This is a genomic window from Chryseobacterium sp. JUb7, assembly GCF_024806495.1.
Classification (GTDB): Bacteria; Bacteroidota; Bacteroidia; order Flavobacteriales; family Weeksellaceae; genus Chryseobacterium.
Genome location: NZ_JANUFF010000013.1, coordinates 22,073 through 45,301 on the forward strand (window position 1 = coordinate 22,073; position 23,229 = coordinate 45,301).

The following is a 23,229-nucleotide window of genomic DNA, read 5'->3' on the forward strand; positions in this document are numbered from 1 at the left end:
GTATTCATATCAAATTTTGATATAGAATCGACATGTGCTTTAAAATTAAATTTTCAATCTTTTATAATTGATCAATCACAGCTGATCAGTTATAATCACAGCATTTTCATATCATGAAAAACACATCATTAATAGGAGGAATTAAGGAGAATTTCCCTTCAGGACTCGTTGTATTTTTAGTTGCACTTCCTCTATGTTTAGGAATTGCTTTAGCATCGGGAGCACCGCCTTTATCCGGTATTATCGCTGGTATAGTAGGTGGTTTGGTAGTAGGAACAATTAGTAATTCTAATATTTCCGTATCAGGTCCGGCAGCCGGTTTAACAGCTATTGTTTTAACCGCAATTACGGATTTAGGCGCATTTGAACTTTTTCTTTGTGCAGGAATTATTGCAGGTCTCATTCAATTGATTTTAGGCTTTGTCAGAGCCGGAAGTATCTCAAACTACTTCCCGAATAATGTTATTGAAGGGATGCTTGCCGCTATCGGTATTATCATTATTTTAAAACAGATTCCACATGCACTGGGTTTCGATAAAGACTATGAAGGTCACGAATCTATTTTTGACAATGGATTAAATTTTGGTTACTTCACAGAACTTTTCGGAGCTATTCATCCGGGAGCTATTGTGGTAACATTGGTTTCCATCGGGATTCTTTTAGCCTGGGATAAAATTCCAACTTTAAAAAGAATGAAAATGCTTCCGGGAGCGTTAGTTGCCGTTGTAGCCGGTATTTTGCTAAACGAACTTTTCAAAATGACAGGAAGCTCATTAGCGATCAACCCTCAACATTTGGTGGTTTTACCGGTTCCGCAATCCATTGATGATTTCAAAAACTTAATTATAATGCCTGATTTCGGAGGATTCACCAATCCTAAAGTCTGGATCGTAGGAGCAACAATTGCCATTGTAGCTTCGATTGAAACCTTACTTTGTATTGAAGCGTCAGACAGACTGGACACTCAGCGAAGAATCACAGATACCAATCTTGAATTAAAAGCTCAGGGTATCGGAAATCTTGTAAGTTCGTTTATCGGAGGGCTTCCAATGACTTCCGTTGTGGTAAGAAGTTCGGCCAACGCCAATGCAGGAGCAACCTCTAAACTTTCAGCGATCATCCATGGACTTCTTTTATTGATCTGTGTTCTTTCAATTCCTATGGTTTTAAATCTTATTCCATTGGCTACACTGGCTGCAGTATTGCTTTTGGTAGGCTATAAATTGGCAAAACCTGCTACTTTCAAACATTTCTGGCATTTAGGTAAGTTCCAGTTTATCCCGTTTGTAGCTACCGTTGTAGCTGTTGTAGCAACAGATTTATTAAAAGGGGTTGGAATTGGTTTAGCGATTTCCGTTTTTTATATTCTCCAGGGAAATATGAAAAGAGCGTATTATCTGAGTCGCGAAAAACTGGACGATGCCGATGGAATTAATATTAAACTGGCCGAGGAAGTTTCATTTTTAAATAAAGCAGCTATTAAAAAGACATTAAAAAACATTAAGCCTAATTCTGCAGTAACCATTGATGCCCGCGGAACTTCATACATCGCAACAGATGTCCTTGAAATGATCCAGGATTTTGCCAATATCAGAGCAAAAGAAGAAGACATCAATGTAGAACTCTTAGGCTTCAAAACATCATACAAAGATTATGAGCGGGACGAAGATTCTCACATTTTAATCACTCACAGAAGAGCAATGTAAGCTCAATTCAATAATTTTTTTAACTTTAAAAAAGAATAAATCAATCATATGAAAGCACACACATCTGAAACTCAATCTACCATTACTCCTGAAAAGGCATTAAACTTTTTAAAAGAAGGAAACCAGAGATTTGTAAACAATTTAAAGGCAAACAGAGACCTTTTGGAGCAGGTAAATGCTACCCGTGAAGGGCAATGGCCTTTTGCTGTAGTACTAAGCTGTATAGACAGTCGTACCTCTGCTGAACTTATCTTTGATCAGGGATTGGGAGATGTTTTCAGCATCAGAATTGCGGGTAACTTCGTAAATCAGGATATTTTAGGATCAATGGAATTTGGCTGTAATGTTGCGGGTTCAAAACTTGTTGTTGTTTTAGGACACACTAAATGTGGCGCATTGAAAGGTGGCCTGGATGCAGCACAAATCGAAGGACTGGGAATGGACAACCTGAACCACCTGATCAATCATTTTGATCCTATCATCAATGAAGTGATTGAAGAAGGAGAAGAGCGTTCTTCAAAAAACAGTGCTCTTTTGGAAAGACTGAACCAACAGAACGTAAAAAGCGCTATTGAAGATATCCGTAAACAAAGCTCAACGCTTAGAAGACTTGAAGAGGAAGGTAAAATAAAAATAGTTGGTGCCAACTACGATGTTGAAACCGGAGTTGTAACCTGGCTATAAAAATCAGATTATCCATTATAATCATTCTCACAAGGACTATTTAAAAGAATGTTATAGTTAGATAGATTGGAAATTAATTTATTATTAAGAGTACAACAGAAAGACCATCGAAATTCCGATGGTCTTTTATTGTTATGCTTTATTACTTTCTACTTCCCGTTAAAAGTAGACATGGTATTATTAATTCCGGCAAAAACAAAAGAAAGACTTGCTTTAGAAAATTTTTCAATCCTTTCCTGGAGAGTTTTTGACTCTTCTTCATTCCAGGTTCCAAGTACATAATCCACCTGTCTTCCTTCTGAAAAATCAGCAGAAATACCAAAGCGAAGCCTCGCATAATTTTGAGTCTGCAAAACTTCATTGATATTTTTAAGACCGTTATGTCCTGCATCCGAACCTTTACCCTTCATCCTCAGTGTTCCGAAAGGCAGTGCCAGATCATCAGTAACAATCAATACATTTTCCAATGGGATATTTTCTTTCTGCATCCAAAATTTAACTGCATTTCCCGAAAGATTCATGTACGTATCAGGTTTTAGCACCAGCACTCTTCTTCCTTTATATTTCCCATCTGCCATCCAGCCGAAATTGGTAGAATTAAATGGAACCTCCAGTGTTTCTGCAATTTTATCTGCAACCTTAAAACCTATATTGTGGCGTGTATTTTCATATTCAGGTCCTTTATTTCCGAGACCGACAATTAAATATTTCATTGAGAAATTTTTTGCAAAATTAAGGTATTAAAATAAAAAACTCAACCTTAAGAAAGATTGAGTTTCATATTATGATTAAAAAATACTTTAAAAAGGTTTATAGATATAATTGATTCCAAATCCTTTTGTAACATAGGTCTGAGGATCATAATTATAATCTGTCGAGAAAATCGTTGGCGTAGGAATAGGTTGCATAAGATCTGTAACCGCTATTCTCTTCGGACTGTTTGGAGATAAGATCAAACTTCTGAAATCATTAGCTTCAGTAGATAAAAGGTTTGAAATCTTATAGGCAAACGGCAACAATGTATAAGCACTGATCTGAGTATCATAGCTTAAATATTCATAGCTGTATTTTTCCGTTACTGCTCCAAATACATTATTAGCCATAGGTCCGTATTCTCTTACCACTTTAGAAACATTATCTCCCAAATACGTATATGATGATTTTGAATAATCTGTATTAGCAAATTGAGTTCCTGACACATCCGGTCCAGTTTTCATGACAATACCATCCAATTTGGAGGTAGTTGCCGAATATGTTAAGGCATAAAGCGTTTTTGTTTTTGCGAAAAGAACTTTTGGTCCTAAAGTAGCCGGTGGTACAGCGGGTCCTCTTCTATAATAAGAGCGGTTTTCTGAAATTGACACCAGTTTTCCTGTATTTTCATACGTAAATAGCTGCGTATAAGAAATGCTGTCTTTATCCAGTTTACCATCTCCGTCTACATCAAGGAAGCCGTTGAAATTAATTTTACTTACTTTTTCACCACTATACATTACATCCGTTACCGAAGCACTGTCTGTAAGTACCTTTGTCATCAGCAAGCCGTTATAATGATATTCTGCTATAGTGTCCTGATCTGTTATTTCCCTGTATAGCCCTCTAGGCCCGTTAAGACCTGTATTGTTGTTAAGATCTGAAAGCGGGTCTCCGTTCTCATCCAGCATATCTTTACAAGAGTATACAGAAGAGACACCAGCTAAGATTAAAATAAAATAAAATATTCGTTTCATTCCTTTAGGGATTATTTATTTTTCCACAAATATAATTTTTTTTTGCATAAAAAATATATATTTATTTATATTCTAACAAAACCAATAATCAAAAAGGCGATTATAATGCTTTATAAATATATTTTGTAGACTGCCCCTGGTCCGATGTCGGATAGTTTTGAGAATCATACAAATATGTTTTCGGATATGATATTACAGCTCCTGCCGGATTTTGTACAGTCACCTTTCCAGCATTGTTTGAAGAAATCATATTGAAGTTAACCGGAAATAATATTCCTGTAACGATAAAATATTCTTTTGACAATGTTGTATAAGGATTGATCTTGTTGTCATAGTTTTCGTAAGCATAATTGGTTTTTGAAGCCGTTGTCGGGTCCGGATTACTACCGTTCATCAACATGGTCGTATGCTCTACTCTTACGACATTACTAGCCGAAAAGGTGAATTTGTATTCCGCATAATGCGTGTAGTTTGTACTTCCGCCCATTTTTTTCTTTTCTTCGACTCTGTATAAAACTCCTGAAGGATCATAATTTACAGTAAAATCACTGCGATTAATGACAGATCCCAAATTCTGCTGAAGAGCAATAGCGCTCATTCTTCCGTTTGTATAAGTAATGTTATATTCATTATCAATAACATGCGGATTCTGGTTATCTATATATTTAATTTTCGATATTTTATCGCCGGTATAGGTTACTGTGGCAGTCGTAGAATTCGTTGTTGCAAAATCTCTTAAAATCACCTGAGAAATAGCACCTGAAGAAGTAATATACTCTTCCGAAGTCACCGTTCCGCTCATTACTTTATTCAGAACTCTTGGCCCGGTAATGGTCGGCTCGTTGTTATTTCCTGTATTATTTTGATTGATAGGATCATCGGTAGTATTGTCACAAGAAACCATAAGACCAAAAAGTACTCCTACAAAAGCTTTAAAAAAATAGTTTTTTTTCATGGGTAACTTTAATTTTTCACGTCGCCAAATATAATTTATTTTATCTTACGAAAGAATTAAAAAAACAATTATTTCACTATCTATTTCACAAAAAAAATCTAAAAACATCTGTTTTTAGATTTTCAATTATTATTTATTTATGAAAAATTAATAGGGTTGTAATACCGATGTTGTGAGTACAGATTGTGACATTCCGGCATTCAGATAGGTGGTATTAACCGCTGTACCAAGACCTAATGTTCCTGAATTAAGATTTCTTTTTGTACATGCTGCTTTTACATTGTAATTGCTTTTAATATCAAGATTGGTAAGCGTTGCATTAAGATTAAAAATCTTGTTGGTACCATCCGTTCCTAATAACACATCCGTTCTTACAGCCCTTAATTTGTCATCGACAAAAATTCCGCACGCAAATCCCGAAGATGAGCTTCCGTTTCCTGTTTTCTGAGCCGTCGTCTGAAATGTGAAGACCACTTTATTATTTGTCTTGCTTACCGAAAATGTATCGATCGTTCCCGGGAGAACAGTCCATGCATCTGTAATTGTAGAGCCTTCAGTATATGGACTTGTAGAACCATTTGCTCCACTAAAAGAAGCACCCGTCTGATCTGAAACTGTATTCATAAAAAACAGAGACATACTTCCCTGCCCGTCGGCAATTCTTATATTTTTCCAGTCATTGACTTCTAAGTCCGAATTATTATGAAAAATTGTCCCTGCAGCTCCGGTTGTTCCTTTTACCGTACTTGTTCCTCCCGTTCTTATTTCTCTTCTTACATTTAAATCTCCGTTGATATCTAGCATATTCACAGGTGTCGCTGTATTGATACCTACTTGCGCCTCATATAAGAACGAAAATAAAAGGGATGTGATTAAAAATATTTTTTTCATGATTAGTTTAAAATTGTGTTAAATACCTGAGGAACTTCGTATACATCTACTTTCAGAGACGACTGGGTAATGAAACTGTCAATATTGCTTGCCACATTGATTCCGATTCCCAAGTTGACATTCGTATTATAAGATTTCAATCTTGAACACGCCACACTTACGGTGTGCTGGCCTTTTGAAAGATTCTCAGCAATCCCAATCTGATTGTGGGTAATGAACGTACTTGTTGCACTACTTGCTTTAATATTTCTCTGTCTCAGATTGACCAATTTATCATCTACGAATATTCCACATGCATAATCTATTGAAATATCCGGATTATCATTTACAGGAAAAGCAGCCTGTACTACCGTTTCAAACTGGAAATATGTTTTGCTTTGTGTACTGTAAATAGTAATCGGTTGTGAAAGTGAAGCAATTTTCTTAAATCTGTTTAAACTGCTGTAAGCAACATTTTTAGTAAAAGATGTAGATCTTGAACTTCCGTTTGTAGACTCTTCACTGCTCGTAAAAGTCACTCCGGTTTTATCAGAAAATGAATTATTAAAAATCAGGTAAAATTTATTAGCTTCGTATTCAGGAATTCTAAGCGTTTTCCAAAGCGGCGGAAGGCCTTCACCCTGAGAAACCAGTACCTGATCATTATTCCCTTCAAACAGTTTATTATTATCAGAAACATTCATTACGGCTAGTTTACCTCTAAAATTGGTATCACCATTTACATCAAGTCTTGCTTTCGGAGCATTCGTTTTCACTCCGATTTGCGCAGATAGAGACAATCCTATTACAACAAACAGGATAGAATATAATTTTTTCATTTAATTAATTGGATTTGTAAGTTACGTATTCAACAACATCTGTTTTAAATACAGATTCCAGCGTAAATGCATTAGATTCAGTATTACTGTTCGAGATATTTCGCCCGACTGTAAACTGAGCATTGTTACTTGTTGTCTCAATTTTTCGGCATGCCACTTCTATTTTCTGGGCACCGATCGCAACATTCTGTTCCGTATAATTCAATGTAAAGATATAATCCTGCAACCCAGCTTTATCAGTATTATTGTTGGATGAGATTTTATCCGGTCGTACAGCGACCAGCTTACCGTTTCTGAATACCCCACAGGTAAAACTGATACTCTGAGAACTTGTAGCTGATGAAGATTTCATTTCAGCTCCGGTCTGCAATTGGTAAGTCAGTCTGTTTTTTGCATTTTTAATCGTAAAATTGCTTTCCAGACCTGCAATTTTCACCCATTTACCTTTACTGGTATCGGTAATCTCATCATTTACGCTGTTCTTAAAGATTCCATCGCCGGCTACTCCGCTTGACAGCGTCGTAATTCCAGCCTGATCCGATGAAAGGTATGAATTGATTAATTTGTACTGTCCTTCTTCCATAAAGGGAACAGTGATGGTTCTCCAAACCGGAGGTAGGTTTTCACCTTGGGAAACTAAAACTTGTCCATTCAACCCAGCACTCCCTGCCTGAGATGAGGTTCCATTCACTCTAAGTTCTTTTCTTAAGGTGGTTTTCCCGTTGATATCGAGAGTTGAATTAGGCACACTTGTCCCAATTCCCACCTGAGCGTTTGCTTGAATTGTAAAAAATAATCCAATTACGCAATAATTAATAGTTTTTTTCATAATAAGGGGCTGCAAAGGTAAAAAAAATTTTACTAAAAATCCCACAAGCCCCTCATAAATCAATAGAAATAAGCAATTTACAGCATAGATTCTATCATAAAAAAAGTGGAATTATTTCCTATCCTGTTGAATTAATTTTCATTTTTAAGGATCGATTTAAGAAGATAATTCACCTCATCGACATTTATTATCCTATCTTTTCTCATCATAAGGTGATTTCCGTCTTTGTTTATTTTCTCCTTCAGCTGTGCTTCAGCAGGGTTTTTGGTTAAGTAATTGATAATGTGTCTGAACTTATTTGTCTGATAAAATTTGTCCTGTGGGTTGCTTGGGAAGTAGCCCAGAAACACGCCGTTTTTCATCACAATTTTTTCAAAACCTATCTCGGCGGCAAGCCATTTTAACGAAACACTTTTTAATAAATTAATGGCCTCCTTTGGTAAATTTCCAAAGCGATCAATCAATTCTGATTCAAATTTTTCCAAATCCTGCTCATTATCGATCTCGGCAAGCTTCTGATAAAGCAATAATCTTTCCTCGGTATTCGAGATATAGAAATCAGGAAGCATCAGCTCAAGATCCGTATCAATATTGACATCTTTTACCGATTTGAAAAGCTTATTCCTCTCTTCTTCATTTTCAAATAAATTCTCAAATTCCTGATCGTCTTTCAACTCTTCCAGGGCTTCCTGCATTAATTTCTGGTATGTTTCAAACCCCATTTCATTGATAAATCCGCTTTGCTCTGCTCCCAGCAGATCTCCTGCGCCACGAATCTCAAGATCTTTCATCGCAATTTGGAAACCGCTTCCAAGATCAGAAAACTGCTCAATTGCTTCCAAGCGTTTTCTCGCATCAGAAGTCATCATATCATATGGTGGCGTGATCAGATAACAGAAAGCCTTTCTGTTACTACGGCCTACCCTTCCTCTCATCTGATGCAGATCTGCCATACCAAATCTTTGTGCATCATTAATAAAGATCGTATTGGCATTCGGAACGTCTACCCCACTTTCCACAATAGTTGTAGAAACCAGTACATCATATTTCCCTTCCATGAAATCAAGGACATTTCTTTCCAGCTGCTTTCCTTCCATCTGTCCGTGTCCGGTGATCACTCTGGCATCAGGAACCAACCTTTGGATCAATCCTGCAATATCTTTAAGGTTTTCAATCCTGTTATTGATAAAATACACCTGTCCGTCACGCTGAAGTTCGTAAGAAACAGCATCACGAAGAATTTCTTCATTAAAACCAATTAACTGGGTATCCACAGGCTGCCTGTTGGGTGGTGGCGTTTTAATTACTGATAAATCACGAGCCGCCATCAAAGAAAACTGTAATGTTCTTGGGATCGGCGTTGCTGTTAATGTCAATGTATCAACATTACTTTTTAATGTTTTCAGCTTATCCTTTACAGAAACCCCGAATTTATGTTCTTCATCAATGATGAGCAATCCAAGATCTTTAAACTTCACAGAACTACTTGCCAGCTGATGGGTTCCGATGATAATATCTACTTTCCCGTTTTTAAGCCCGTCTAAAGTTTCAGACTTCTGTTTGGCGGTTCTGAAACGGTTAACATAGGCTACATTTACAGGAAAATCTTTAAGTCTCTCTTTAAAACTTCTATAATGCTGGAATGCCAGAATGGTAGTAGGAACCAGAACGGCAACCTGCTTTCCGTCAGTAGCCGCTTTAAATGCAGCACGGATTGCAACTTCCGTTTTTCCGAAACCTACATCGCCGCAAACAAGTCGATCCATTACCGTATCGGCTTCCATATCTTTTTTTACATCAATCGTGGCTTTTTCCTGATCCGGAGTATCTTCATAAATAAAGCTTGCTTCCAGTTCATTCTGTAGATAAGAATCCTGAGTGTAAGAAAATCCTTTTGCTGTTTTTCGCTGGGCATATAATCTTATTAAGTCAAAAGCAATCTGTTTTACTTTTGCTTTTGTTTTTTGCTTTAAAGATTTCCAGGTTGGAGATCCCAACTTACTCAGAACAACCTCTCGCCCATCGGGACCGTTGTATTTCGAAATTTTATGAAGCGAATGGATACTTACATATAATAAGTCTCCGTTTTTATACGTCAGTTTAAAACATTCCTGGATTTTACCGTCATTATTCACTTTTACCAATCCCATGAATTTTCCGATTCCATGGTCAATATGAGCGATATAATCCCCAATTTTCAGGGACATTAAATCCTTCAATGTCAGCTGTTCCGATTTAGCAAATGTATTTTTTGCTTTATAGCGCTGATATCGGTCAAAGATCTGATGATCGGTATACACCAGAATTTTATGCTGGTTATCTACAAAACCTTCGTGAAGTTCAGATTTAAAACTTTTAAAAGGAACTTCATGCTCCAGCTCTTCAAAAATAGACTCCAGTCTTTCTTTTTGCTTTTCTGTCGAAAAAGAGATCCAAGTATCAAAACCAACCTGTTGTTTTTCCTCAAGATCTTCAATAAGCAGTTCAAAATTTTTATGAAATGAAGGCTGAGCGGTCTGATCAATTTTCAGCTCAGTAATTTCTTTAATTCCTTCTATCGGAACACTTCCGAAATCTACTGTTCTGAATTTTTTATAATCAAATAAAAACTCCTGATCCGAAGTAAATAATTCCTGAGGTGTTTTGTGAGCAATATCTTTGCTCAGTGTTTCATATTTTTCCAGTGACTTTTCGTAGAATGCTTTCATTTTCTGCATACCTACAATACCGTTTTTGGAAACAACAAAGCTTTCCTTCGGCAAAAGCTGAAGCAAAGAGACCCGGCTTCCGGTCACTGAAAAATTCATGTTGGAGACCAATTGAAATTCTTTAACCTTATCTACAGAAAGCTGAGTTTCGATATCAAACGTCTTAATATTTTCTACCTCATTTCCGAAAAATGTTATCCGGTAAGGCTTTTCATAAGAATAGGAGAAAACATCAACTATTCCTCCACGAATAGAAAACTCACCAGGCTCTGAAACAAAATCAGTCTGTTGAAAATTATAATGATTCAGCAGCTCATCCACAAAATCAAAGTCAAGTTGGTCGCCTACTTTAATATGATGTGAAATAGCTTTAAAATCTTCTTTCTTTAAAACCTTTTCGGATAATGCTCCTGCATAGGCAACAATCACTTTAGCAGATTTTCCGGAATTCATTTTATTCAGAACCTCCGTTCTCAGCACAAGATTCGCATTCTGAGTTTTTTCGACCTGATAAGGCTCAAGATGGGTTGCCGGAAAATACAAAACCTTTTCTTTACCCAAAAGATCTTCCATTTCCGCATTGGCATACAGAGCATCTTCCTTATCATCTACTATATAAAGGATTGTTTTTTTGTGGGTGAGAAAAAGCTCAGCCACAAAAACTGATGCTGAAGATCCGGCACCTCCTTTTACAGAAATATGATTATTATTCTCGAGCTGGGCAAAAATCTCTTTTCCAAATTCTTTCTTAAGCAATTCAGGAAGAAATTTTTCGTTGATGGTTTTTAATTGCATAATTAGTGATGGTATAAACGACAAAAGCGATTTCGGGAGTTTCCGAAACCGTTTGACAATCACAAAGGTAATAATATTTTTTTCTTTGACAGAGAATTGCAGATCATACAAAATATAAAATGATTCATTAAAAGATCTACAAATCTTAATTTTTTGCTAAATATTCTAATAAAAAGTTAAACCAATTCTTTAAAGGTTACATGGCATAAACTTTGAAATTTTCAGTCTACCAAACTCTTAAAGAAATAATATTATGAAAAAAGCAATTAAAATCTTAGGAATGTTTATGTTGACATTCTTCATCATCTCGTCTGTCTCGTCATGCAGTGATGATGATGACCCGGTAAACAATGATTTCTTCGCGGGAACGTATAAAGGAAGCGTTTCCTTTGTTGATGGTGACACTAACATAAGCACCAGTGACGGTAGTGTTTTTGTAACCAAAATAGCCAGCGGAACGAAATACAACTTCGCTTTTTCAAACAGTATTCCTGATTTGAATGGTGTAGAATTTCAGCAGCAGGGAGACCATACGTTGGTTATGGTCGGGGCTTCTGCAACAACTTATATCAGAATTGATAATAATGATCTGAAAATCTTATACATCAAAGATGGTAAAACCTGGACAGCCAACTGTACAAGGTAAACCAACTTTTCATGCATATGTTAGGGCCTGCTTTCTTTTCCGAGAAAGCAGGTTTTGTTTTATATTTGAAAAAATTATTTCCATGAAAAAAACTAATTTCTATTTACTGGCTGCTTTATTTTTCGTCACTCTGACTTTAAGTTTCACCAAGTATATAGATTTTGTTGAGATATACCGGGACAAAAAGCAAGTGATCTATAAACAGCCTACCGATTTCTCAAGCGGGTGGATCAAACAGCAGAAATTTGCACAGGTTATAAAAAATAAAAAAGGAAAAATAATAAAAACAGGCGAAGAAACCACACTTCAATATTGGCTGTGCGACTGTGAAAATGAAAAATACAGAATTGGGGAATATATAACCTATGGAGAAAATGGAATCATTGGCCGCGGTGTGAATTCTGAACCAGCCAAAAGAGTAATCCCTGAGAGTATCGGAGAATTTATTTTTGAATCTTTCTGTAAAAAAGAAAAGCCCGCCAATGACTCAGTAAAAGTTTCCAACCCTTAAAAATACAGCCTCTTTAACAGATGTTTTTTCATGCCTTAAAAATAACTTGTTTAAGCTTTTTTTAAGCTGTGATAAACTTTAGTTAAGTTTCTAAAATCCAGCATTTAAGTTCGATTTTTGTATACCTTTGAATCAACAAAAACAAGTAAAATTTATTCTTATGAAAAAGTTATTCTTAGCAATGTCAGTAGTTTTAGGATTAGGACTTGCAACAGCTCAACAAACAGCTCCGGCTAAAACAAACCAAACAACAAAAACTGCTAAACCGGCAAAAGCGAAAAAAGAAGCATCTGCTGAAAAGGCAAAAACTGCAACTGCTGATAAAAAAAGCAAAGCCAACAAATAATCTCAACATATAGTTGTTATTTTCATAATCAAATTTCGAAAAACCGGTGAAGCTATTCATCGGTTTTTATTTTAAAAATCCTCTTATATACTGACTTGTTTTAGACACTAACAAATATTTCACATCCTGTCTGGACTTTAATTTTTTTTTAAGCACTGATAAACTTTCGTAAAGTTTACTAAACTCATCATTTTCAGCTCAGTTTTTGTATAACTTTGAATCAACAAAAACAAATATCATCACTATGAAAAAATTATTAACAGCAATGTCTCTGGCCTTAGGATTAGGATTTGCTACCGCTCAACAAACAGCTCCTGCTACAGCGACAAAAGCTCAGCAAACAACAAAAACAGCGACAACCGTTAAAAATACAGCAACTGCAAAGCCTGCCGCAACCGCAGCTCCCGAAGCCAAAATGAAAAAAGACGGAACTCCAGACAAAAGATATAAAGAGAATAAAAACCTCAAAAAAGACGGAACTCCGGACAAAAGATACAAAGCCAACAAGTAAACTCAACATATAGTTGTTATTTTCATAATCAAATTTCGAAGAACCGATGAATTTATTCGTCGGTTTTTTTATTTCATATTTAATTAAAATGTTATGAGATTCTTCAGTTATTTATAAATTTGAACCATGTTAAACTTCCTCAAGAAAAAAGCGGCGTTGGTTTGGGCAAAAAAGCATGTTCAAAAAGCAGAAGAATTCAAAAAAAATTCTGAAAAGAATCAAGAAAAGCTATTGTTAGCTTTAGTAGATACAGCTCAGAAAACACTGTTTGGAAGAGAACATGATTTTGAAAACATCAAAACAGTAGAAGATTTCCGGAAAAGAGTAAAAGTTGCCGACTATGAGGATCTGAAACCTTATATCGAGAAGGTAAAAAGAGGACAGGCCAATATTCTGTGGACCTCAACTCCGGAATATTTTGCAAAAACATCGGGAACGACGTCAGGCGCAAAATACATTCCTATTTCTAAAGAAGGAATGCCTTTTCAGATAAAAGGCGCTCAAAGTGCTTTGTTTCACTATATCGCCAAAAAAGAAAATGCCGATTTTGTAAAAGGAAAAATGATCTTTTTACAGGGAAGTCCGGAACTGGAAGAAGTTTTCGGAATAAAAACAGGAAGACTTTCCGGAATTGTAGCACACCATATTCCCAATTATTTACAGAAAAACCGTCTTCCGAGCTGGGAAACCAATATGATGGAAGACTGGGAAGCCAAGGTTGATAAAATTGTGGAAGAAACTGAAAAAGAAAACATGACTTTGATTTCGGGAATTCCGCCATGGCTGATCATGTATTTTGAAAAACTGACAGAGAAACACGGTAAAAAAATAAAACAGATATTTCCGAATTTGCAGCTCATTGTAACCGGAGGGGTTAACTATGAACCTTACCGCGACAAAATGGAAGAACTTCTGGGTGGAAAGGTAGATATTGTACAGACTTTTCCTGCCTCTGAAGGTTTTTTTGCCTTTCAGGATGATTACACCAAAGAAGGACTACTGCTTTTGACCAATCACGGTATTTTTTACGAATTCATTCCTCTGGAAGAATATGGTAAACCCAATGCGAGAAGATTGACCTTAAAAGATGTTGAGCTTCATAAAGATTACGCTTTAATTTTAACTACAAATTCAGGACTTTGGGCCTACTCCATTGGAGATGTTGTACGCTTCATTGATAAAAACCCTTATCGGATACTGGTAAGTGGGCGGACAAAGCATTTTACGTCTGCCTTTGGTGAACATGTGATCGCCTTTGAAGTAGAAGAAGCCATGAAATCCACTTTAGAAAAATACCCCGCTCAAATCACAGAGTTTCACCTCGCTCCTCAGGTGAATTCCGCTGAAGGATTGCCTTATCACGAGTGGTTTATCGAATTTGAAAAAGAACCGGAAAATTTAGATTTATTTAAAAATGAACTTGATGATCAGCTCAGAAAACGGAATACCTATTATGATGATCTGATTTCAGGAAATATTCTTCAAAAGCTTCACATCACAACGTTAAAAAAAGGAGCTTTCCATGAATATGCAAAATCCCAAGGCAAACTTGGAGGTCAAAATAAAACTCCGAGACTCGCCAATGACAGAAAAATTGCAGATTTATTGGAAATTTATAAATTTTAAATACATTTTTTCAATTCCGAAAACGTATATTCAAAAAAAATTATAAATTTGAGAAATTAAAAAATAATAATGAAAGCATCTGTACTTTTAAAATCATCATTACTTACGTCTTTATTTGTTATTTCCTCTTGTGCAACTACAAAATATTCGGAAGACATTTCTAAGAATAATTATTCCAACCTTGAAGCTGGAAAAATGTATGTTGTCTCAATGAAAGACGGCTCAAAAAAACAAAAAATGCTATTTCGTAATGTAGATGGTGATAATCTTATCGGTACAGCAGGAAAAAAAGACAGCACCGTTGTTACTATTCCAAAATCCAACGTAGCCGCAGTAAAAGACAGCAGAAAAGCCAGAATAACAGCAGGTGCTGTAGTAATCGGAGCTGCGGGAGTTGCTGCTCTTGTATTGAGCTCATCCAGAGCTGACTAAAATAGATTTTATCTTTTAGTCTTCATTTGATTTATCATTCAAAAAATCGATATACTGATAGCCTTAAATAAATATTTAGGGCTATTTTTGTGCATGATTTCGTTTACCCCGTTAAAGACATTGCAAAATGTCGAATTCAGGAATCTTCTTACCGGAAGATTTTTTATGGTTTTAGCCTTCAGAATGCTTGCTACTTTATTGGGATGGTGGGTATACCAATTAACAAAAGATCCTTTTTCTATCGGACTTATCGGACTATCAGAAGTAATTCCGGCAGTGAGCTGTGCTTTATACGCAGGCCACGTCATCGATATGAATGAAAAGAAAAGGCTGTTGCTGATTTGCAATTATGCCTACGTATTCCTTATCGGATTGCTATTAATTCCTGCATTTCTGAATGTTGAAATACACTTTACGGGACATCAGATCACTTATTACATATACGGAGTTATTTTTTTCACAGGAATAGCAAGGGCTTTTATAGGTCCGATAGTGCCTTCTATGATTCCTAAAATTGTGAAAAAAGAAAATCTTCCCAATGCTGTTACTTTAAACCAGGCTACCTTTTTGATTTCTTCAGTTTGCGGACATGCAATCGGAGGATTTCTGATCGGATATTTTGGGGTACAATGGACCTTGGTTGTTATTATTTCATTAATATCCGTTGCTTCTTTATTTTTCTGGCAGCTGAATAAGCAATATTCCGAGCACAAAAAAGAAACGGTAAATGTGATGGAGAGCATGAGGGAAGGTATTGCTTACATTTTTAAAACTAAAGAAATACTCGGAGCTTTATGCCTTGATATGTTTGCGGTTCTGTTTGGAGGGGCAGTGGCAATGATTCCGGTTTTTGCAACTGATATTTTAAAAGTGGGTGCTGAAGGTTTCGGTCTACTGAATGCAGCTTCAGACATAGGATCAATGTGTATCATTACCATTTTATCTCTGGTTCCGTTAAGAAAAAATCAGGGTAAAATATTACTGGCAGTAGTTACCGGTTTCGGACTTTGTATCATCGGTTTCGGACTTTCGAGAATTTACTGGATTTCTTTTATGTTTTTGGTGTTTAGCGGAATGCTTGACGGTATTTCTGTGGTCATCAGAGGAACCATTGTTCAGCTAAAAACTCCGGATCACATCAGAGGGCGTGTATTAAGTGTAAATTCGATCTTTATTATGTCCAGTAATGAGATGGGACAATTTGAGAGCGGACTGAGCGCCAAACTGTTAGGAGTAGTACGTTCCGTGATTTTTGGGGGAAGCATGACGGTACTTATAGCATTACTTGTAGGAAGTACAAATCCAAAATTAAGAAAAATGCAATATTAGGAATGAATCTGCGTTATTCATTAAATATATTACAAAAACTTTAATTACAGATTAATAATTTTTTATATTTGCTATATAAAATTCCCCTTCATGAAAAAAACTCTACTGATTTTTCTGATATCATTTTTTCAGATATTTTATGCGCAGGAAGACTGTGCTACAGCTCTAGCTGTATGTGGGAACTCAGGTTTCTCATATACCCCTTCCGGTCATGGCATTCAGGAATTACCTGAAGCCAATTGCGGATCTTACCTTGAAGATTATTCCGTATGGTATAAGTTCACTATTGCGACCGCAGGAACACTGACTTTTGCAATTACCCCGCTGCAAACAACTGCCGCAGATTACGACTTTTATGTCTGGGGACCCAACGTTGCCTGTAACAACAAAGGAAATACGATCAGATGTTCAACTCCTTACACACCAGGTGCTACAGGACTGAATTTAACATCTACCGATCCTTACGATTATTTCGGACAGCCTGGATCTAATGCCGATGGCTGGGCAAAATATATGGATGTTTTACCTGGTGAAACTTATTATCTATTGGTTAATAACTATTCCGGAAATACAAACGGATTCTCATTAACCTGGGGAGGGACAGCAACACTGGCATCTCCGTTTAATGATCCCAACCTTACTCCTCACCCTTTCGTTCCGCCAGGACAACCGGCTGCCAATCCGGCTAACCCGAGAGAAGTAATTGTTTGTACGAGCCCTGCAGTTTTCGACTTCAGCTCATTAACGAATGGTATTGTGAATGGAAATCCTAATTTCTTCGTAAGCTATCATACTTCTCAGAATGATGCTATTGCCGGAAACAATGCGATTCTAACACCACAAACAGTTAACACGACAGATGTTTATTATTACAGTATCCATTATCAGGATCCTACCAACCCGACTAACCCAATCAACTCTTGTAGGGAAATTGGAAAGTTTAAGTTTATACTCGGAAATATTACAGCCAACGACGCTACGTTAACGGCATGTAACAATAATAATGCTGGTACAGCAATATTTGATCTTACTTCTGCCGCGGTATTCAATGACCCGACTGCTATCAAGAAATTTTATCCAACGATGAATGACCTGAATGCAGGAACCAATGAAATCACCAACCCTACACAATATCAATCGTCAACAGGAGTGGTATACGTATTGGTAACGACACTTCAGGGATGTGCTGACAGTGCTAAGATCACTTTAAACTTCTTCCCTGTAGTAGTTGTAAATGATGCAACCATAAGATCTTGCTTCATCGAAGGAAGTCCGGCAACAGCATCTTTCAACCTTACTGCAGCAGCTGTTACCACTCAGCCAGGCATCACAAAAACATATTATCCATCATTAACGGATGCTGTAAACGGCACCAATGAAATCACAGCACCAGCTACTTATATCGCACCAAACGGCGTGATATACATTAAGGTAACAAACGGAAACGGATGTTATGCTGTTGCAAAAGTGACATTGGTTGTACTTCCGCCAGTATATTCTAATGTATTGGAAGATAAAATTATCTGTATGGAAGACAAAACCACATTAGATGCAGGTCCTGGATTTACAGCGTATGAGTGGAGCACAGGAGCAACGACTCAGAAAATTAACAATGCTGGTGTTGGAACATACTGGGTAAAATTAAAAACCGGAGATTGTATAACGCTACAGACTGTAAAAGTATATGCTTCTGAGCAGCCGGTAGTATCTAATATTGATATTGCCAACAACACCGTAACAGTAAATGCTATAGGAGGAACTGCGCCTTACAAATATTCAATGGATAATATCAACTGGCAGGATTCCAACATATTCAATAACGTACCGAGAGGCAATGGTGTAGTATATGTAAAAGATGCTTACGACTGTGAACCTATTGATGTAGAGATTGTAATTCCTAACCTCATCAACGTCATCACACCAAACGGTGACGGAATAAACGATGTGATTGATTATTCAGCATTAGGACATAAGCAGAATCTTGTATTCAATATCTATGACAGATACGGAACGAAGATCTTCCAGGCAGATAAATTTAACGGTTATAAATGGGATGGTACCATAGCCGGTAAAAAAGTACCTACCGGAACCTACTGGTACTCTGTAACCTGGAACGAAAACAATAAAAAGAATACCCCTCTCAAATATTCTGGTTGGGTAATGGTAAAAAACAGAGATTAAGCTAATTAATATTATAAAAACCGCTTGCAAAGGCGGTTTTTTCACTTAAAGACAACCCTATTATTTAAACTTCACATAAACTTAAAAAAATGAGAAGACTACTATTCGTTTTAGTTTTATTTTTATCACAATTTTATTTTTCACAATCCGATTGTGACTCTGCTATTCCGGTGTGTGGAAACTCCAATTTCTCTTATACTCCCAGCGGTCATGGAAACGTGAATGAAGACCTGGGAGGATGTCTGGTTTCCGACGAACACTTTTCAGTTTGGTATTCTTTTACCATTGCAACATCCGGAACGTTAACTTTTACCATTCATCCAAATGTGTTTGCAGATGACTATGACTTTGCAGTATATGGACCTAATGCCAGCTGCGGAAGTTTGGGAGCGCCTATCAGATGCAATTATTCCGGAGCCGATGGTGATACAGGATTGACACTTTCTTTAACCGATCAGGACACCGATGATGCATGGAGTGCATATATGGATGTGGTGGCCGGAGAAACTTATTATCTGGTTGTTGACAATTATTTAAGTACAGCTAATGGATTTTCATTATCATGGGGAGGTACTGCAACGATATCTTCAGCATTTACTGATCCTACCCTTACCCCATTCCCATTCGTTCCGCCGGGACAAACAAGTGCAACACCTAATCAGCCTAATGAAATAGCAAGATGTGCCCTTCCTACAACATTTAATTTCAACTCTCTTACCAGCGGAATTTTAAATGGAAATACATCGTTTACCGTAACTTATCATAATACGATGAATGATGCTATCACAGGAGATAACCCTATTACTTCACCAACTACTGTAACAGCAACAACTTATTATTACAGAGTAAAATATCAGGATCCGAATAATCCGAATAACCCTTTGAACAAATGCTTCCAAACCGGATCATTTAAGTTTGTGCTCGGACCTATAAAACCTACCAATGCCACATTGCTTTCTTGTAACAACAACGGAGCCGGCACAGCATCATTCAATTTGACACTGGCAGATGTATACTCTGATCCTGGAGCAACAAAAAAATATTATCCGACTCTGGCAGATTTAACGGCTGGTACAAACGCAATTACGAATGTTACCAACTATGTTTCAGGTGAAAAAACAATCTTTGTAAAAGTGACTACTTCTGAAGGATGTACAGGAAATGCTGAAATAGCATTGAAATTTCATCCTGTAGTTGTTGTAAATAATACCAGCATCGAATCTTGTTTTATTGATACAGCTATTACAACAGCTTCATTTAATTTAACAACCGCCAACGTAACCTCTCAATCAGGAATTACAAAAAAATTCTATACTACATTTGCCAATGCGGTAAGCGGTGTCAACGAAATAACAACTCCTATGGCCTATGTTGCCACAAGTGGAGATGTTTATGTAAGAGTAATCAGTACCAACGAATGTTATGCTATTGCTAAAATTACGCTTAAAGTTTTGCCTCCGGTAAAATCGAATGTTCTGGTAGACAAAACAATTTGTATGGAAGATACAACCATTCTTGATGCCGGGCCTGGATTTGACGGTTACGAATGGAGCACAGGCGCTACAACACAGTCTATTTCAAATGTTCCTGTAGGATCTTACTGGGTAAGATTAAAAACCGGAGCTTGCTATACATTGCAACAAGTAAAAGTATATGCCTCACAGCAACCTGTGATCACAAGTATTGACATTACAAACGATTCTTTCACTGTGAATGTAAACGGAGGAAAATCACCTTACAAATACTCTCTTGACGGAACCAACTGGCAGGATTCTAATGTATTCACAGGTCTTCCGAGAGGAGAAAACAAAGTATTCGTAAAAGATGCTTTTGACTGCACCCCGATTGATGTTCAGGTAACTGTTCCGAATCTTCTGAATGCCATCACGCCAAACGGTGATAATGTTAATGATTATATTGATTATTCAGCATTGGCTTACAAGAAGAATTTAACCTTTATCGTTTACGACAGATACGGAAACAAACTGTATGAAGCAGACAAAATCAGAGACTACAAATGGGACGGAACTTCCGGTGGTAAAAAAATTATCACAGGAACCTACTGGTACACCATCTCATGGAACGAAAATGATAAAAACAATACCCAGACAAGTTATACCGGATGGATATTGGTAAAAAACAGAGAATAATTTAATTTTCATAATCTTTTATAATCACCCCAATCCCGGGGTGATTTTTTTATTCACATGATATAAAGCCCTTCATTACTAGAAATTTAAAACTTATCCACAATATTTATTAATTACTAATTTCAGATTATTTTTCAAATAAACTATCTTTGCAGAATGGCGCAGAAAGAAACATTATCATCTCTTACCAATGGAAACTTTGCAAAAGAGCTGTCAATTGCTGATGGAAAAATGCCTCCTAATGCAGTAGATTTTGAAAGATTGGTTATCGGTACTTTTTTAATAGACAAAAAAGGGCTTGACCATTCTATCGATTTACTTACTCCTGATGTATTTTACGACCCAAGACATCAGGTGATTTTCTCTACCATCTTAAAATTATATGAAGCCAACCAGCCTGTTGACTTAATGACCATTATTCAGGATCTGAAAAAGACCGAAAAACTTAACCTGGCCGGAGGAGATCATTATATTGTAGATTTAACGATGGGGGTAAGTTCATCTGCCCACATAGAATATCATGTACGTGTTATTCTTGAAAAATATATCTTAAGAAGCTTAATTAATGTTTCTGCTAATGTTATTGATTCCTCGTATAAAGAATCTACAGACGTTTTTGAACTGTTGGACAAAGCAGAACAGTCCTTTTTTGAAATCACCAACGGTACCATTAAAAAAGGATTCGATACCGCTAATTCATTAGTAAAGCAAGCCATTGAAACCATTAAATCTCTAAAAGACAAAGAAGGACTTTCCGGAGTTCCTTCAGGATTCAGGGATGTGGATAAAGAAACCGGAGGCTGGCAAAATTCCGATCTTATCATCATTGCGGCACGTCCCGCGATGGGGAAAACCGCTTTTCTTCTTTCCATGGCGAGAAATATTGCAGTAGGCCACAAAATCCCGATGGCACTTTTCTCCCTGGAGATGGCATCTGTACAGTTGATTACCAGAATGATTGCTTCAGAAACAAGAATTTCATCCGAAAAACTGAGAAAAGGAACCTTAGACGATGAAGAATGGCAAAGGCTTTTCTCTAACGTTTCCGAACTGGAAAACGCACCTCTATATATTGACGAAACCCCTTCCCTTTCCATTTTTGACTTCCGGGCCAAATGCCGAAGACTGGTAATGCAACACGGCGTGAGAATAATAATGGTCGATTACCTTCAGCTGATGACTGCCGGTAGTAGCGGAAAAGGAGTCGGAAACCGTGAACAGGAAATCTCAATGATCTCCCGTTCCTTAAAAGCAATTGCAAAAGAATTAAATGTTCCGGTAATTGCCCTTTCGCAGCTTTCGAGAAGTGTGGAAACCCGTCCCGGAAAAAGACCTCAGCTTTCAGATCTGAGGGAATCCGGAGCTATTGAGCAGGATGCCGATATCGTATCATTTATTTTCAGACCCGAATATTATAAAATTACAGTTTGGGACAATGATGAGGAAGGACAGGAAACCTCAACAGAAAATCAAGCAGAATTGATTATAGCAAAACACAGAAATGGAGCAACGGCAGATGTCCGTTTATCTTTCTTAAAACATTTTGCAAAATTCGGCGATGTTGAAGCTGCCATGGGAGGACCAGATGGCTATCCTTCTAATTTCAACACCGACCAGAGTGGTTTTGATAAAATTAAGACGACTATTCAGCCAGGAGCAGCGTTTGATCTTCCGGACAGTTCAAAACTTTCAGGATCTTCGATGAATGATTTGGATGATGACGATGATTTTCCTTTTTAAAGTGTAATTTAAGATAAGCTAATTTGAAACCGTGTCAGGCTGAGGCTCTCGAAGCCTGCGCTAAAAAATTCAAGTAAATAAAATTTTGAGAATAGAAATATACACCGACGGAGCATGCAGCGGAAATCCCGGAAAAGGCGGATACGGAATTCTCATGCGCGTTCCCGAAAAAAACTATCAGAAAACATTCTCAAAAGGTTTCAGGAAAACAACCAACAACAGGATGGAGCTATTGGCCGTCATCACGGCGCTTGAAAAACTGAAATCTACGGAAAATGACATTCATGTTTTTACAGACAGTAAATATGTTTCCGACGCGATCAATCAGAACTGGATTGCCGGCTGGGTAAAACGAGGCTGGAAAAATGTGAAAAATCCGGATCTCTGGAAAAAATTCATTGAGCTCTACAACCAACACAATCCAAAAATGCACTGGATCAAAGGACATGCCGGTCATTTCGAAAATGAACTCTGCGACAAGCTAGCGGTAGCCGCTGCTGCTTCACCAAATCTTGAGGTTGATACCTATTTTGAAAATCAGGAAAACAACACTCTATTTTAAGAAAAATTTAAGCCTAATTTTAATTAAACTAAATTTATATTAATTATATTGCCTTTTTCGTTTTTCAAATTCATATTTA

General features: G+C 36.9%; 20 protein-coding genes. 13 read left to right on the plus strand and 7 right to left on the minus strand.

Annotation, left to right across the window (positions count from 1 at the left end; translation table 11 throughout):
- Positions 1–113: 113 nt before the first annotated feature.
- Together M2373_RS18975 and M2373_RS18980 are read left to right on the plus strand one after the other, a co-directional pair.
- On the plus strand, positions 114–1,706 hold the full coding sequence (locus M2373_RS18975) for a SulP family inorganic anion transporter (RefSeq protein ID WP_259112827.1): 1,593 nt from the start codon (positions 114–116) through the stop codon (positions 1,704–1,706).
- A 48-nt stretch (positions 1,707–1,754) separates the two neighbouring features.
- Positions 1,755–2,390 (plus strand): carbonic anhydrase family protein, encoded by a 636-nt coding sequence (locus tag M2373_RS18980; protein WP_259112828.1) that lies wholly within the window; start codon positions 1,755–1,757, stop codon positions 2,388–2,390.
- Between the two features lie 149 nt (positions 2,391–2,539).
- Here the strand turns inward: M2373_RS18980 and pth are convergent, their stop codons facing one another.
- From pth to mfd, 7 genes are all read right to left on the minus strand, one after another.
- Positions 2,540–3,103, minus strand: coding sequence for an aminoacyl-tRNA hydrolase (gene pth, locus M2373_RS18985; protein WP_259112829.1), 564 nt, complete (start codon positions 3,101–3,103; stop codon positions 2,540–2,542).
- A gap of 87 nt (positions 3,104–3,190) precedes the next feature.
- Positions 3,191–4,120 (minus strand): hypothetical protein, encoded by a 930-nt coding sequence (locus M2373_RS18990; RefSeq protein WP_259112830.1) that lies wholly within the window; start codon positions 4,118–4,120, stop codon positions 3,191–3,193.
- 100 nt (positions 4,121–4,220) lie between these two features.
- Positions 4,221–5,075 (minus strand): hypothetical protein, encoded by an 855-nt coding sequence (locus tag M2373_RS18995; protein WP_259112831.1) that lies wholly within the window; start codon positions 5,073–5,075, stop codon positions 4,221–4,223.
- 147 nt (positions 5,076–5,222) lie between these two features.
- Positions 5,223–5,966 (minus strand): hypothetical protein, encoded by a 744-nt coding sequence (locus M2373_RS19000; protein WP_259112832.1) that lies wholly within the window; start codon positions 5,964–5,966, stop codon positions 5,223–5,225.
- Between the two features lie 2 nt (positions 5,967–5,968).
- Positions 5,969–6,784, minus strand: coding sequence for a hypothetical protein (locus M2373_RS19005; RefSeq protein WP_259112833.1), 816 nt, complete (start codon positions 6,782–6,784; stop codon positions 5,969–5,971).
- A 4-nt stretch (positions 6,785–6,788) separates the two neighbouring features.
- Complete coding sequence (locus M2373_RS19010; protein WP_259112835.1) at positions 6,789–7,613, minus strand: hypothetical protein; 825 nt, start codon at positions 7,611–7,613, stop codon at positions 6,789–6,791.
- A gap of 131 nt (positions 7,614–7,744) precedes the next feature.
- Positions 7,745–11,116: a transcription-repair coupling factor gene (gene mfd / locus M2373_RS19015; protein WP_259112837.1), complete on the minus strand. Its 3,372-nt coding sequence runs from the start codon at positions 11,114–11,116 to the stop codon at positions 7,745–7,747.
- 253 nt (positions 11,117–11,369) lie between these two features.
- On the opposite strand from mfd, the gene M2373_RS19020 reads away from it, so the two are divergent.
- The 11 genes from M2373_RS19020 (at position 11,370) to rnhA (ending at position 23,150) form a co-directional block, all read left to right on the plus strand.
- Positions 11,370–11,762, plus strand: a complete 393-nt coding sequence (locus M2373_RS19020) for a hypothetical protein (RefSeq protein WP_259112838.1) — start codon at positions 11,370–11,372, stop codon at positions 11,760–11,762.
- Between the two features lie 82 nt (positions 11,763–11,844).
- Entirely contained in the window at positions 11,845–12,273 is a 429-nt protein-coding gene (locus M2373_RS19025) for a hypothetical protein (protein ID WP_259112840.1), read from the plus strand.
- Positions 12,274–12,433: 160 nt separating this feature from the next.
- Positions 12,434–12,619 (plus strand): hypothetical protein, encoded by a 186-nt coding sequence (locus M2373_RS19030; protein WP_259112841.1) that lies wholly within the window; start codon positions 12,434–12,436, stop codon positions 12,617–12,619.
- A 244-nt stretch (positions 12,620–12,863) separates the two neighbouring features.
- Positions 12,864–13,130: a hypothetical protein gene (locus tag M2373_RS19035; protein ID WP_259112842.1), complete on the plus strand. Its 267-nt coding sequence runs from the start codon at positions 12,864–12,866 to the stop codon at positions 13,128–13,130.
- Between the two features lie 126 nt (positions 13,131–13,256).
- Positions 13,257–14,756, plus strand: coding sequence for a GH3 auxin-responsive promoter family protein (locus tag M2373_RS19040; protein ID WP_259112843.1), 1,500 nt, complete (start codon positions 13,257–13,259; stop codon positions 14,754–14,756).
- A gap of 69 nt (positions 14,757–14,825) precedes the next feature.
- Positions 14,826–15,188 (plus strand): hypothetical protein, encoded by a 363-nt coding sequence (locus M2373_RS19045; protein WP_259112844.1) that lies wholly within the window; start codon positions 14,826–14,828, stop codon positions 15,186–15,188.
- A gap of 93 nt (positions 15,189–15,281) precedes the next feature.
- The gene (locus M2373_RS19050; RefSeq protein ID WP_259112845.1) at positions 15,282–16,517 is read left to right on the plus strand and encodes an MFS transporter; all 1,236 of its coding nucleotides are present in this window, start codon (positions 15,282–15,284) and stop codon (positions 16,515–16,517) included.
- Positions 16,518–16,607: 90 nt separating this feature from the next.
- Positions 16,608–18,698, plus strand: coding sequence for a gliding motility-associated C-terminal domain-containing protein (locus tag M2373_RS19055; RefSeq protein WP_259112846.1), 2,091 nt, complete (start codon positions 16,608–16,610; stop codon positions 18,696–18,698).
- An 89-nt stretch (positions 18,699–18,787) separates the two neighbouring features.
- A complete protein-coding gene (locus M2373_RS19060; RefSeq protein WP_259112847.1) occupies positions 18,788–20,848 on the plus strand; it encodes a gliding motility-associated C-terminal domain-containing protein in 2,061 nt (686 codons plus the stop codon).
- A gap of 156 nt (positions 20,849–21,004) precedes the next feature.
- Positions 21,005–22,588, plus strand: coding sequence for a replicative DNA helicase (gene dnaB, locus M2373_RS19065; protein WP_259112848.1), 1,584 nt, complete (start codon positions 21,005–21,007; stop codon positions 22,586–22,588).
- An 85-nt stretch (positions 22,589–22,673) separates the two neighbouring features.
- The gene (gene rnhA, locus M2373_RS19070) at positions 22,674–23,150 is read left to right on the plus strand and encodes a ribonuclease HI (RefSeq protein ID WP_259112849.1); all 477 of its coding nucleotides are present in this window, start codon (positions 22,674–22,676) and stop codon (positions 23,148–23,150) included.
- Positions 23,151–23,229 lie beyond the last annotated feature (79 nt).

Excerpts from the sequence above, each read along its gene's own strand:
- M2373_RS18975 (WP_259112827.1), top strand. The coding sequence starts at position 114 with ATGAAAAACACATCATTAATAGGAGGAATTAAGGAGAATTTCCCTTCA.
- M2373_RS19020 (WP_259112838.1), top strand. The coding sequence starts at position 11,370 with ATGAAAAAAGCAATTAAAATCTTAGGAATGTTTATGTTGACATTCTTC.
- M2373_RS19005 (WP_259112833.1), bottom strand. The coding sequence starts at position 6,784 with ATGAAAAAATTATATTCTATCCTGTTTGTTGTAATAGGATTGTCTCTA.
- pth (WP_259112829.1), bottom strand. The coding sequence starts at position 3,103 with ATGAAATATTTAATTGTCGGTCTCGGAAATAAAGGACCTGAATATGAA.
- M2373_RS19010 (WP_259112835.1), bottom strand. The coding sequence starts at position 7,613 with ATGAAAAAAACTATTAATTATTGCGTAATTGGATTATTTTTTACAATT.
- M2373_RS19060 (WP_259112847.1), top strand. The coding sequence starts at position 18,788 with ATGAGAAGACTACTATTCGTTTTAGTTTTATTTTTATCACAATTTTAT.
- M2373_RS18980 (WP_259112828.1), top strand. The coding sequence starts at position 1,755 with ATGAAAGCACACACATCTGAAACTCAATCTACCATTACTCCTGAAAAG.
- M2373_RS19000 (WP_259112832.1), bottom strand. The coding sequence starts at position 5,966 with ATGAAAAAAATATTTTTAATCACATCCCTTTTATTTTCGTTCTTATAT.
- M2373_RS18990 (WP_259112830.1), bottom strand. The coding sequence starts at position 4,120 with ATGAAACGAATATTTTATTTTATTTTAATCTTAGCTGGTGTCTCTTCT.
- M2373_RS19025 (WP_259112840.1), top strand. The coding sequence starts at position 11,845 with ATGAAAAAAACTAATTTCTATTTACTGGCTGCTTTATTTTTCGTCACT.
- M2373_RS19040 (WP_259112843.1), top strand. The coding sequence starts at position 13,257 with ATGTTAAACTTCCTCAAGAAAAAAGCGGCGTTGGTTTGGGCAAAAAAG.
- M2373_RS19030 (WP_259112841.1), top strand. The coding sequence starts at position 12,434 with ATGAAAAAGTTATTCTTAGCAATGTCAGTAGTTTTAGGATTAGGACTT.
- M2373_RS19035 (WP_259112842.1), top strand. The coding sequence starts at position 12,864 with ATGAAAAAATTATTAACAGCAATGTCTCTGGCCTTAGGATTAGGATTT.
- M2373_RS18995 (WP_259112831.1), bottom strand. The coding sequence starts at position 5,075 with ATGAAAAAAAACTATTTTTTTAAAGCTTTTGTAGGAGTACTTTTTGGT.
- M2373_RS19050 (WP_259112845.1), top strand. The coding sequence starts at position 15,282 with ATGATTTCGTTTACCCCGTTAAAGACATTGCAAAATGTCGAATTCAGG.
- M2373_RS19055 (WP_259112846.1), top strand. The coding sequence starts at position 16,608 with ATGAAAAAAACTCTACTGATTTTTCTGATATCATTTTTTCAGATATTT.
- M2373_RS19045 (WP_259112844.1), top strand. The coding sequence starts at position 14,826 with ATGAAAGCATCTGTACTTTTAAAATCATCATTACTTACGTCTTTATTT.
- dnaB (WP_259112848.1), top strand. The coding sequence starts at position 21,005 with ATGGCGCAGAAAGAAACATTATCATCTCTTACCAATGGAAACTTTGCA.
- mfd (WP_259112837.1), bottom strand. The coding sequence starts at position 11,116 with ATGCAATTAAAAACCATCAACGAAAAATTTCTTCCTGAATTGCTTAAG.